Below are 11,621 nucleotides of genomic sequence, written 5' to 3' on the forward strand. Positions count from 1 at the left end.
TATGAAATATAAAATACTTGCAAGAGTGATAAGGGCATTTTTAATGCTTCTTATCTGTTTTGTTTCTTTTACTTGTGTAATGGATCTGGGTTCATATCTTTTTAATACGAAACGTTATATGTCAATACCGGGTGGTGGGGCAATGGGCGATATGGGTGGGCCAGGTACTTATTTACCATTGTCTTTAAGCATTTCCATTCCCGATACTTCCATATGGTACAAAAATGGAAGTTTTGAAACGCGGTCGAAGAGGGTTCATCCTTATTATTATAAATCAGATAGAGAAGTACTAAATAATTCTCCTGTGATCAGGAAGGTTATAAATACTTTAGTAGTCCTCGGTAAAGAAAATGAAATTACTGTTGATAATGGTTTAAGAATGAATGGTCCGGTATTTTTAAAATTTCATTCTAAAAACAATATTTACAATGCATTTTGGTTCTTTTACGCTCAAATTCGTATGTATGCTATAATACTTTTATTGATTCTTTTGATCAAATTAGTTAATATTTATCTCACAGGAGATTTTCTCTGTAAGAGAAGTTTTAAATTAATTTCTTTAATTGGCATATTACTGATTTCTGTAGAGTTTTTTGAATTGATATGCATATTCATAAACGTGAATATTATATCTGCCGTTCGCTTAGAAACAAAGGAATTAATCAGCGGGTTTTCGAATCAAGGTGGAGCTGACCTTCACTTTAATTTTGGGGGACCTGTAAACTTTCAAAACGTCGGAATAGGCATCATCATTATCATCCTGTCCAAAGTTATTAAGGATGCGGTGTTAATTAAACAAGAAAACGATTTAACGATATAAGCCCATGCCCATAATTGTAAATTTAGATGTAATGTTGGCCAGGCGTAAAATGTCGTTAACTGAATTAAGTGAGCGGGTAGGGATTACGATGTCTAATTTATCGATACTTAAAACAGGTAAAGCAAAGGCTGTTCGCTTGGAAACGTTAGAGGCGATTTGTAAGGCTTTAGATTGCCAGCCCGGAGATATTTTGGAATTCCGCGTAGATTAACTTCCGATTCTGACAGGGCAGCGTGGAGCAAAACTTCGGAAGTTTAACGTTGGTTTTTTTTTCCGAAGTACGACAGGCCCGTGTTAAATAAACCTGATAGAACAAAAATATTTTTTGCTGCAGGATCTTCGACTCCGCTCAGACTGACAATCGCAAAAAGATTGCAGTGATAGCAGGGCTTTCGGGGCCGAAAAGAATGGGACCCCTGATTTTCAAAATAATTTTTGGCTACTATGATGTTTTTTTGAAGCGTCCATTTATTAGGCTCTTAAGGTAGGACACCACTCTAAAAGAGGGGAATAAAAAAACCTTCCAGTTTTCACTGAAAGGTTTGTACAATATGATTAAATGCTTTAGTCTTTTTACTTTAAGCTTATTACGCTTGTTCAGCCAATACTTTAGTTACTAAATCAGCTGCTTCTTTTAAAGCGATTGCTGAGTAAACCTGAAGGCCAGACTCATCAATTAATTTTTTAGCTTCTTCGGCATTTGTGCCTTGTAAACGGCAGATAATTGGCACTGGAATGTTACCGATTTCTTTATAAGCATCGATTACACCTTGCGCAACACGGTCGCAACGAACAATACCACCAAAAATGTTGATCAAAATTGCTTTAACGTTAGGGTCTTTCAAAATGATGTTGAAAGCCGCTTTAACCGTTTGTGCATTGGCAGTTCCGCCAACGTCTAAGAAGTTAGCAGGCTCACCACCGGCCAATTTAATAATATCCATGGTAGCCATAGCTAAACCAGCACCGTTAACCATACAACCTACGTTACCATCAAGGTTAACGAAGTTTAGGTTAGAAGCACTTGCTTCAACTTCCATAGGATCTTCTTCTGTAACATCGCGCATTGCTGCATAATCAGGATGACGGAACAAAGCGTTTTCATCCAGATTCACTTTAGCGTCAACTGCAATTACTTTATCATCAGAAGTTTTTAATACCGGATTGATTTCGAACATTGAAGAATCAGTTGCTTCGTAGGCTTTGTATAAAGCGGTTACAAATTTAACCATTTCTTTGTGTGCAGCACCACTAACGCCTAAGTTAAAAGCTACTTTACGTGCCTGGAAGCCTTGTAAGCCAACTTTAGGATCGATTTCTTCTTTGAAAATTAAGTGTGGAGTATGCTCTGCAACTTCTTCGATATCCATACCGCCTTCGGTACTGTACATGATGATGTTACGGCCTTTTGCACGGTCTAACAATACCGAAATGTAGAATTCTTTGGTTTCAGAAGCTCCTGGATAATACACATCCTGAGCAACTAAAATTTTACTCACTAATTTACCTTCAGGGCCGGTTTGAGGAGTAACCAATTGCATACCAATAATATCGGTTGCACGTTGTTTAACTTCTTCAAGGTTTTTGGCTAATTTAACACCACCACCTTTACCGCGACCACCAGCGTGGATTTGCGCTTTAATCACAACCCAGTCAGAATTGTAATCTATTTTCAGTTGCTTAGCAGCCTCAACAGCTTGCTCAGGAGTATCGGCAACTATTCCTTCTTGAACGTTAACACCGAAACTTTTTAATATTTGTTTACCCTGGTATTCGTGAATATTCATTTGCTACAAAATTTGCCCAAAGCTACAATTTCAAACCCTTTAAACAAATAGCAATCGCCGATTTTTTCAGAAAATGAACGTTTTATGTTAATCGGGAAAAGCGATGTGGTACATAAGCCGATTATTGGGGCTCAACCTCAATAAAGAAGCAGATGAAGCTATTCTACAATACTTTTTTTGCTAAATTTTTAATTTCATCTTTAAAGTTCTTATCGAAAACAGCTTTTAAAGACCCTGTTTTTAAGTTGTATGTAAAATATTCAACTTCATCCTTATCATCAAATACTTTATCTCCATTAGTATCCTTTATCAGATCCATTAATATTAAATCATGTTTGTCGTCTATTTTCCAGCTACTTATATCGTAGTTGTTTGGAGATATCCGGATAAATGATTTTCCCTCGAGGTTAGAGAGGTAAAGTTTACCAGGATCTTTGTCTGTTAGTTTTTTATTGCCATCATAGTCCGAATCGGTGATATTATAGTAGATAAACTGATCGGATAAAGTATTTTGATTATTTGGACTATGGTCTGAATGACCAATATTGAAGGAGTTGATAATAACTTTTTCTTTAGTCAATAATTCGCTTTTACCTGAAATAACATTGTGAAAGATGAGGTTCCAATGATTGGAATTCACGTCTCTTTTATAACTTTCATAATCGCCATCATTTAATCTTAATGGATATAGCAGAATATCTGTTTTACTAATGATAATTGGAGAATCGTATTGTATTTTAGGCTGACTTTTCGTTTGAATGTTACTTGTTTCACCCGTAGAAATGGTTTTACTTTCCTCAGTGCAGGATGATGCCAGTATGGTAAAACTTAATAATGTTATTGAGATTGTTTTTTTCATTGTTGTTAATTTTGATTTAGGGGGAATATAGCCAATAAATTTTTATCGGTCTAAGATTGCCGTATTAGGTTGTATTCGGAAACGGCATTATACATTTGTTTTAAAATGTGCTAACTTCCTGCAAATGGTGTTCCGAATATACCAACAGCTAATTCTGCCCAGATAAGGAATAATGCCAGTAAAATAACCACAAGTATTACCGTTCTTAAAATACCGGCTTTTAAATTTCTTAGCACAAGTTCTATTCCTAAACCTGTACTTAGCAATAATGTACCCATCACCGCAAAATCCCTTAAGTCCCACTGTACCTCATTTGTAAATTGCATGGCTATTAAAGGAATGGCTAATATCGATGCTATTACGCTTAAGATAATGATGATTCTTGGTTTGCCTGAATTTAATGTTTCTTGATTTTTCATGATTTTATATTTTAATATACAATTTAAATAGTTAAAAATTAAACCTTTGCTTTCCCCGGTGCGAAATTGCACCGGGAAACTAAACCCAACAAAAGTTTAGCAAAGGCGAGAGGTTAATTGTAATTGTCTGTTAGTAATTTAAGCGGTACCAGTTTTTTGTGATTTTAAAATTATTTTCCTTATAAGAAGATTGAATTTCTTTTTCTAAGCGCTTAATTTCATTCGGATCATCTGTATATACAAATGCTGAATAATGACTTAAAAAGCCACGGTTAATGAAAAACTCTACCATTACCTGATTTTTTTCATTTGTGGATATTGAAATGTCATTTCCTCCATTTGATATTAGTGCGTACTTAAATTCGTCCAGATGATGAACTGATTTGTTAGCATCGTATATTATGCTGCCACTTTTAATCCGTGATATGATTTCTTCTCTTTGTCCTTTTCTGAAATGCCAATCAATTTTTTCAAAATAGTCTTCACTAAAAAGTGAAATAGTACCTAGGCAAACGCCGAAAATTAATGCTGTTATATGGAATTTTGTGGTTATACCTTTTTTAGCTATAATACTGTATAGTAAATATGATGACAGAATAAGTCCAATAAAAAGGTATGGTAGTATAAATACAAAGGACATAAAACCCCCTCCGTAATAATATATAAATGGCCCCTGCAAAATGGATAGAAAAATTATTAGTAGCGCTAGCAGATTCTTTAACATGATTTTATTTATTTAACCCAAAATATTCCGCCGTATTCCAATCCTGTAAATTCCACGATAACCAGTCCGACTTCTTGTAACGTTCTTTGAAATAACCGATTCTTTGGTCCAATTTTCTCATCAGTGTTTCTTCTGGCCGATCTACTTTGGCAACTTCAGAATCGTTATTGGTTGAAGGATGTATTTTTGAACGGTTTTTATCTAAAAATGGGAGCGTCTTTTCTGATAAAGAGGTTAAATAATAAGGGTCTATAGCAACGGCGTCAACATGGTTGAGGTTGTATTTTACGATTAAAACATCCCAGTTAATGGTACTAAAAGCAAGTAATAACGCAAACCAGATGTTCCCGTTTACTTTAAATAGATAAAATATAGTTTTCTGTTTGGCTACCTTTAAATAAACAGTGGCCAAACCAATGATACAGAGAATGGCAAATACCAATACACCGATTCTTTTATGCGTTAAACCATGGAATTCGATATAATAACCATCGCGGATAAATACCGATATAATCAGGATAAAATTTTGAATCATCCAGGTAAAAGCAAGCACCCTTAACGTTTTGCTTTTGCGATAAAAATTTAGATTTCCCCTAAAAAAGTAAAGGATTACAGCCATGGCCATTACGATACTAAAGATTAGTGTATTCGTGCCCTGGTGTAGCTCTCCTGAGAAATTTCCCGAAGGTTTATAACCGAACCAAAGTGTGGTAATATCGATGGCATTTAATAACAGCAATAGAAGGTTAAGGGCAACAAATGAAATTATGCCGACAATATATTCGGTTTTTAAAGCCATTTTTCGTGTTAATAGGTTGCCGCTAAATGTTTCTACAATATTGTACCAGATCGTTTTTTGACCTAATTTCCTCCTGATCCTTACTAATTGTTCCTTGCATGTCAGTTCTGCTTTTTCTAAACTTTTATCAAAAAATGCAAGTAATAAACCTCCTGTTAAAGCTAATCCGAAGCAGAAATGCATGATACGTCCGATGCTTAAATCTTTGAAAAAGAAATGAAGGATATTTTCGAAAAACTGTCCGATGTTCGTTAATACGCTTTCGGCATAGTGTGCAAAAACATTATTTGCTGCAGAATACAAACATGCAAAAAAGATTACGGCAATAACAGGTATAAAAATGTACTTGATTAACTTAAAAACAGGTTTAAGATTAAAATTGCCTATGCTTATTTTACTTAGATGCCGTATTGCATTAAAAGGTACCGTAATCATTTGTAAAATACTGGCAAGAAAAGCGGTGAAAATTGTTCTGATCTGTTGGTTATGGCTAAAACCGATAAATAATAGTAAACTGATGTAATAGGTGGCAACAGATAAATCGGAGTTATTAACCACTACCAGTACCGCTGCCAAAAGATGTGCTAAACCATAAATTTTTAGTTTATTGCTTTTAACTACATCGGGGTTAATAAAAGTAATAGCCAGTAAATAAATACTATAAATAAGCAAATTGAGTGCTAATCTTTCCTGCCAGAAGAGAAAAGTGAACAAGAGGCCACCCAGCAAAACGGAGAGTGATAAGAGGTTGGATTTATTTTTCATTTTGTTTAAGGTTTAAGAATTGAAGTAACTTATAATGAGTAGGTAGATAATGACTAAAGGAATATTTAATAGCATGCAGATGATGGTTGCAACAGTGTTTCTCCAGGAAGTTTGATCACAAATGAGCTCAATTAGAATTATAGCTAACACAAAGAGATTTACAATTGCTGCACCAAGCGTAAAAACAGCTCCTATGATCATGAGAAAAAAAGAGTCTGATATTAAGTTTGTTATTAGCATTAACGTGCCGATAAGTGCAGAATAGTAAGCCAGCCTTTTGCCTAGATAATTCATTTGAGGTGCTAATATTTCTTCCGTTTGCATGTTTTAAAAGTGCTTTGAATTTCAAAGTATATGGTTAAAAAAAAATAGATTATAGTTTTTTGATCATTTTTTCAAGTGCATCTAAATGTGCTTTAAAGGCCTGTTTGCCCAAAGCCGTGATAGAGTAGGTGGTACTGGTTTTTCTGCCGATAAAACCTTTATGTACCTTGATAAATTCTGCCTGCTCTAAAGTATTCAGGTGTGAGGCCAGGTTTCCATCTGTTAATTCGAGCATTTGTTTCAGGTCGTTAAAGCCAATTTCATCGTTTACCACCAGGATAGACATTACGCCCAACCTGATCCGGCTATCGAATATTTTATTTAAATCTGCTATCGGGTTTTTCATCCTTACTGACCTCTCTCATATTTAAAATACATTAAAAGACCATAAACAATGTGCAATACACCAAAGCCAAAAGCCCAGAAAATTAAGCCATAACCTACGTAAAACATGCAGATTAATCCAAGTATTACCTCACAAAGCCCCAGGTAGCGAATGTCACTGTAAGTATATTTACTGGCATTAATAAGTGCCAAACCATAAAAAATTAAACAGCTTGGCGCAACAATAGCATAAGTGTTCGGATGGTTAATCAATAAAGCGATAATAAACAAACCTCCAGCAACCAATGGAACAAATAAATTAATTAAAAGTGCTTTCGAGGTTTTATCCCAAATTGGAAGATTGTTTTTCTGACTTTTTCTATAGGTAAATAAAACGCCGCCAGCTAAAGCAATCACCAAAACAAAAATACCAAGTTTTATAAGGTTAAACTCCAGGTCCATTTCTCCGTCAACACCGTAACCGTAGCCACGTTTGCCGATGAATTTGTTAATTTCATCGTTTGCAAAATAAGCCCCAATTAAAGCGATAACGCCTGCAAAAACACCAGATAAACCGCTCAAAGAAATAAATCTCGATGACCTGTCCATCATTTGTCTGATATCTTTTAAGGCATTTAATTGTTCTTCTTGAGTGCTCATTTTAAAAGTGCTTTGTTTTTCAAAGTTAAATAGAAAATTGATATATGCAAATCTTTTTTTGTTTTTAATTGGTTGATACTAATGGACAGATAGCTCATGGTTAGATGGTTCATAGCCTGGGTGTTTAAAAAATACATTTAATGAATTACCAATAATGAATTTCCAATGGATTATCGCCTGTTGAAATATTGCTAAAGAACTACTCAAATTAGGATGCTAATTAATTTGGAGTAATCAATGACTAAAACCTGGTATACCATTGGCTAATGAACGATTAGACTATTAACCAATAAACCATTGATGATGAACTATTGAACTAACCAACCATTTTATTAAATTTGAAGCATGCTAAAAGCCACTGGAATAAGAAAATCGTACGGAAATCTACAAATTTTAAAAGGCGTAAATTTTGAAGTGCAAAAAGGGGAGATTGTAAGTATTATTGGGCCATCTGGTGCAGGTAAAAGTACTTTATTGCATATTTTAGGAACATTGGATAGACCTGATGTCGGCTCTGTGGAACTAAAAGGCACTGTTGTTAATAGATTGAATGGCGATTTGTTGAGTACTTTCCGCAATCAGAACATCGGTTTTGTATTTCAGTTTCATCATTTACTGCCAGAATTTAGTGCCATTGAAAATATTTGCATTCCGGCATTTATTGCCAAAACCAATAAAAAACAGGCCGAAAGCAGGGCATTAGAACTATTAGATCTGTTCGGACTAAAAGACAGAGCCCAGCATAAGCCCAATCAGCTCTCTGGTGGTGAGCAGCAGCGTGTAGCCATTGCAAGAGCGCTGATCAATAATCCTTCAATTATATTGGCTGATGAACCATCAGGGAATTTAGACTCTGAAAATGCAGCCGGATTACACCAGTTGTTTGTAAGTTTGCGCGATAATTTCCATCAAACCTTTGTAATTGTTACGCACAACGAACACCTTGCAAAAACCAGCGACCGTGTGGTAAGTATGAAGGATGGCTTAATTGTATAAGATCATGATCTGCTCTAACTAGATTCGATCATTCACTCATTTTATCAATCACTCATTTTATCAATCACTAATTTATTCATTCAATCATTACACTTTGAAAATACTGATAACAGGAGGGAACAATGCTAAGGCTTTGAAGCTGATGAAAGCATTTCCCAGTCATTTTGTTTTACTTGCCGATTATGGTGATGTACCGGGGATTATAACTGAAAATTATGCCTTTTCATCGTTAGGTGTATTAAATAAAGACAGTATCGCTCATATCCTATTAAATTTTTGCATTACCGAGGCCATAGATTGTATTATCCCTTTGCACCATTATGAGCTTGAGCCACTGGCTAAATCTGCTGTACTTTTTAGTGAATATGGAATTCAGGTACTATTGCCCAATGCTGATGTAATTGCTGACTATTTAACTGAAGAAAAGGTTACATATCAAAATTTTGTGGTGTTTGTTCACGGTGATCGGATTTTTTCAACTGAAGAGGGTTCTATACCTGCAAATTTATCTCCTAAATTAAACGGAGTATTTGGTTATAACGATGCTGATGATTTAAAACTTTTTACAATTTAATATGGATGCATATCAATACGTTAAGGACAAACAGATCGTAATTTTTGAACTGGATGATGTGCTATTTCCAGAGAAAGATTATTTGTTACAGGTTTATTATCTGTTTGCACAGTTTATAGAATATACCGAGCAGAAAAGTGCGCAGCCTATTATTGAATTTATGCGTGCAGCATACGAAAGCAATGGTACTGAAAAACTTTTTGAGAAAACAGCAGATCAGTTTGCCATTGATATGAAGTACAAACATAATTTTGATCTTCTGCATCAGAATGCCCGTTTACCTTTAAAACTCTTGCTTTATAAAAATATGCTTGAGTTTATGCAAGAACTTGTGGTAGACCGCAAACAAATATTTATTGTAACTGCCAGCAACCCTGAGCAACAACTTAATAAAGTTAAGCAAACAGAGTGGAATGGGCTAGAGCAATACCTTACCGTATATTTTGTTGAGGAGCTAGGCTTAACTAAAGCAGAAATTTTTCAGAACATACTAAACAGCAACAATTTATCGCCTAACCAAGCGTTAGTTGTTGGTGCAAATAAATTTGATGAGCAACAATCTAAATTAATTAATTTGCCGTATATTGTGTCACTAGAAATTTACAGATAAATATGCTTAGAAAATTTATTTCGCAAAATACATTTTTGTGTGCTTTGCTTATTGTGGTTGGATTTACAGTATCGTGTAAAAAATCGAATAATAATCCTGATGCTGATGCCGGTGGTGAATCGAATCTGTTGCAAACACCAACCAGCGATCGGGCACTACTCACTAAAGACTCTATCTTTCTGTACGCCAAACAAACTTATTATTGGAATAAAAGCTTGCCAAGTTACGATAGTTTCAATCCAAGAGCCTTTTCATCCAATGAGAAATTGCTGTATGCAATGACTCAGATTGCAATTAATCCGCAAACAAACAAACCATATGAATATGTAGAACGGTCAACGTCTCCTAAATATTCTTTTATAGATGATGGTTCTGTTGCTGGTCAGTTGGGTGGCGTGAATGGTGATTTTGGATTTTCGGTGTTTTTTGCAGGAGATAACGATTTGAGGATTAAATATGTTTATGCTGCATCACCTGCGGCCGGTCAGGGACTAAAAAGAGGGTATCAGATTACAAAAATTAACGGCAGTTCAGATATTAATACGAGTGATGCCAGTATTAATTATGTGGTAAATGCCATTTTTGGCTCTAGCACAACAGTTGCATTAACAGTTTTAAAACCTGATAACACGACTCAGGATGTTACCGTAACTAGGGCAGAGTATAATGTTAATCCGATTTTATTTAGTAAAACATATACCGTTGGCGCTAAAAAGGTAGGGTATATTGTTTTTAACACATTTACCACAAATTCTACGCCTTTGTTAGATAAGGCTTTTACTCAATTTACTACAGACGGTATTACCGAGCTAATTGTAGATTTAAGGTATAATGGTGGCGGATCGGTACAAACATCAGAAGCCTTTACCAACCTAATTGCGCCTTCTGCCCAAAACGGTAAAGTAATGTATACCACTTACTGGACCCAAACTATGCAAGACAATAAAGCAACTATTCTACAAAATCAGAAGTTTTATGCTACAGGCAGTGATAACGTTACCCGTTTATATTCGTATTTCGATTATCCATTTGTCCCAACCATAGCTGCAAATAACCAGGAGGTTTTTGCTAAACGTGGTTCGCTTAATGGCTTAACAAGGGTTTATTTTATTGTTACCAAAGGTACCGCATCTGCCAGTGAACTTTTAATTAATAATTTGAAACCCGTAATAGATGTTAAATTGGTAGGCAAGAAAACTTACGGAAAACCTGTTGGCTTTTTCTCTATCCGTATAGATAAAAATGATTTATATATTCCACAGTTTGAAACTAAAAACCAATTGAATCAAGGTGGTTATTTTGATGGAATAGCCGTTGATAAAGACATTGCTGATGATGTAACCAAAGATTTTGGAGATACCTCAGAAAAAATGCTGGCTCAGGCTTTATACTATTCTGCTAACGGTAGTTTTTCATCTTTACTTAAGGATAATGCCATTAGTAGCACCTCACCGCTATCTAAAACGCAGGTTGAAGATCTTTCAGGCAAGATGGATCATGAATTTAAGGGCATGGTTGAAACTAGAAAGCTGAAATTTAAGTAATTAGCAATAAATCGTACTAAAAAGGCCGGTTTTGTATTTCAAATCTGGCCCTTTTTATGTGATTATTACATTGTTTGAGTAAATATTGTTGTTTTTTTTATAAAAAATTGATAAGCTTGTTTAACATTAATCGTTAAAGAGATACCATGCCAATAGAAATTGTAGAAAAGGAACATATCAGTTATTTAAACATCATCAATGCAAAAGAAGATCACACTACTGAATTAAAAACAAAACTTGATGAAGCACAACGGCTGGGTAATGAGTTTAAAGCAAAAGCCGTCATTACTTTTAATACTACTATTGGTCCAAAACGTGTAGATACTACAGTTTGGGCTGTTACAGAAAAATACATACAGCTAAAGAATAATATTCATATTCCGTTAAAAAGTTTAATCGATATTGATTTTTAAGCT

General features: G+C 34.9%; 15 protein-coding genes. 7 read left to right on the plus strand and 8 right to left on the minus strand.

The features are described from left to right. The first annotated feature begins 1 nt into the window (after position 1). Positions 2-820, plus strand: a complete 819-nt coding sequence (locus tag ASU31_RS13860) for a DUF2975 domain-containing protein (RefSeq protein WP_057932893.1) — start codon at positions 2-4, stop codon at positions 818-820. Between the two features lie 4 nt (positions 821-824). Next, positions 825-1,031 (plus strand): helix-turn-helix domain-containing protein, encoded by a 207-nt coding sequence (locus ASU31_RS13865; RefSeq protein ID WP_029277191.1) that lies wholly within the window; start codon positions 825-827, stop codon positions 1,029-1,031. 376 nt (positions 1,032-1,407) lie between these two features. Here ASU31_RS13865 and sucC read toward each other — a convergent pair whose 3' ends face one another. The 8 genes from sucC to ASU31_RS13905 form a co-directional block, all read right to left on the minus strand. Beyond that, a complete protein-coding gene (gene sucC, locus ASU31_RS13870; protein ID WP_025142947.1) occupies positions 1,408-2,607 on the minus strand; it encodes an ADP-forming succinate--CoA ligase subunit beta in 1,200 nt (399 codons plus the stop codon). A 163-nt stretch (positions 2,608-2,770) separates the two neighbouring features. Further along, positions 2,771-3,466, minus strand: coding sequence for a hypothetical protein (locus tag ASU31_RS13875; RefSeq protein ID WP_057932894.1), 696 nt, complete (start codon positions 3,464-3,466; stop codon positions 2,771-2,773). A gap of 110 nt (positions 3,467-3,576) precedes the next feature. Beyond that, the gene (locus tag ASU31_RS13880) at positions 3,577-3,885 is read right to left on the minus strand and encodes a hypothetical protein (protein ID WP_057933021.1); all 309 of its coding nucleotides are present in this window, start codon (positions 3,883-3,885) and stop codon (positions 3,577-3,579) included. A 130-nt stretch (positions 3,886-4,015) separates the two neighbouring features. Then, positions 4,016-4,609, minus strand: a complete 594-nt coding sequence (locus tag ASU31_RS13885; RefSeq protein ID WP_157258014.1) for a hypothetical protein — start codon at positions 4,607-4,609, stop codon at positions 4,016-4,018. Between the two features lie 4 nt (positions 4,610-4,613). Beyond that, positions 4,614-6,173: a DUF4153 domain-containing protein gene (locus ASU31_RS13890; RefSeq protein ID WP_057932896.1), complete on the minus strand. Its 1,560-nt coding sequence runs from the start codon at positions 6,171-6,173 to the stop codon at positions 4,614-4,616. Between the two features lie 12 nt (positions 6,174-6,185). After that, positions 6,186-6,497 (minus strand): hypothetical protein, encoded by a 312-nt coding sequence (locus tag ASU31_RS13895; protein ID WP_057932897.1) that lies wholly within the window; start codon positions 6,495-6,497, stop codon positions 6,186-6,188. Positions 6,498-6,546: 49 nt separating this feature from the next. Continuing rightward, positions 6,547-6,843: a winged helix-turn-helix domain-containing protein gene (locus ASU31_RS13900; RefSeq protein WP_057932898.1), complete on the minus strand. Its 297-nt coding sequence runs from the start codon at positions 6,841-6,843 to the stop codon at positions 6,547-6,549. Positions 6,844-6,845: 2 nt separating this feature from the next. Beyond that, on the minus strand, positions 6,846-7,481 hold the full coding sequence (locus tag ASU31_RS13905) for a hypothetical protein (RefSeq protein WP_057932899.1): 636 nt from the start codon (positions 7,479-7,481) through the stop codon (positions 6,846-6,848). Between the two features lie 345 nt (positions 7,482-7,826). Between ASU31_RS13905 and ASU31_RS13910 the strand changes: the two genes are divergently transcribed. The 5 genes from ASU31_RS13910 to ASU31_RS13930 all read left to right on the plus strand — a co-directional run bounded on the left by ASU31_RS13910 (position 7,827) and on the right by ASU31_RS13930 (position 11,618). Next, positions 7,827-8,477: an ABC transporter ATP-binding protein gene (locus tag ASU31_RS13910; protein WP_057932900.1), complete on the plus strand. Its 651-nt coding sequence runs from the start codon at positions 7,827-7,829 to the stop codon at positions 8,475-8,477. Positions 8,478-8,571: 94 nt separating this feature from the next. Then, complete coding sequence (locus ASU31_RS13915) at positions 8,572-9,051, plus strand: ATP-grasp domain-containing protein (RefSeq protein WP_057932901.1); 480 nt, start codon at positions 8,572-8,574, stop codon at positions 9,049-9,051. Position 9,052: 1 nt separating this feature from the next. Further along, positions 9,053-9,661: an HAD family hydrolase gene (locus ASU31_RS13920; RefSeq protein ID WP_057932902.1), complete on the plus strand. Its 609-nt coding sequence runs from the start codon at positions 9,053-9,055 to the stop codon at positions 9,659-9,661. Positions 9,662-9,663: 2 nt separating this feature from the next. Beyond that, the gene (locus tag ASU31_RS13925) at positions 9,664-11,205 is read left to right on the plus strand and encodes a S41 family peptidase (RefSeq protein WP_057932903.1); all 1,542 of its coding nucleotides are present in this window, start codon (positions 9,664-9,666) and stop codon (positions 11,203-11,205) included. A gap of 146 nt (positions 11,206-11,351) precedes the next feature. After that, positions 11,352-11,618, plus strand: coding sequence for a hypothetical protein (locus ASU31_RS13930; RefSeq protein WP_057932904.1), 267 nt, complete (start codon positions 11,352-11,354; stop codon positions 11,616-11,618). The last annotated feature ends 3 nt before the right edge of the window (positions 11,619-11,621 follow it).

The organism is Pedobacter ginsenosidimutans, assembly GCF_001442625.1.
GTDB classification, from domain to species: domain Bacteria; phylum Bacteroidota; class Bacteroidia; order Sphingobacteriales; family Sphingobacteriaceae; genus Pedobacter; species Pedobacter ginsenosidimutans.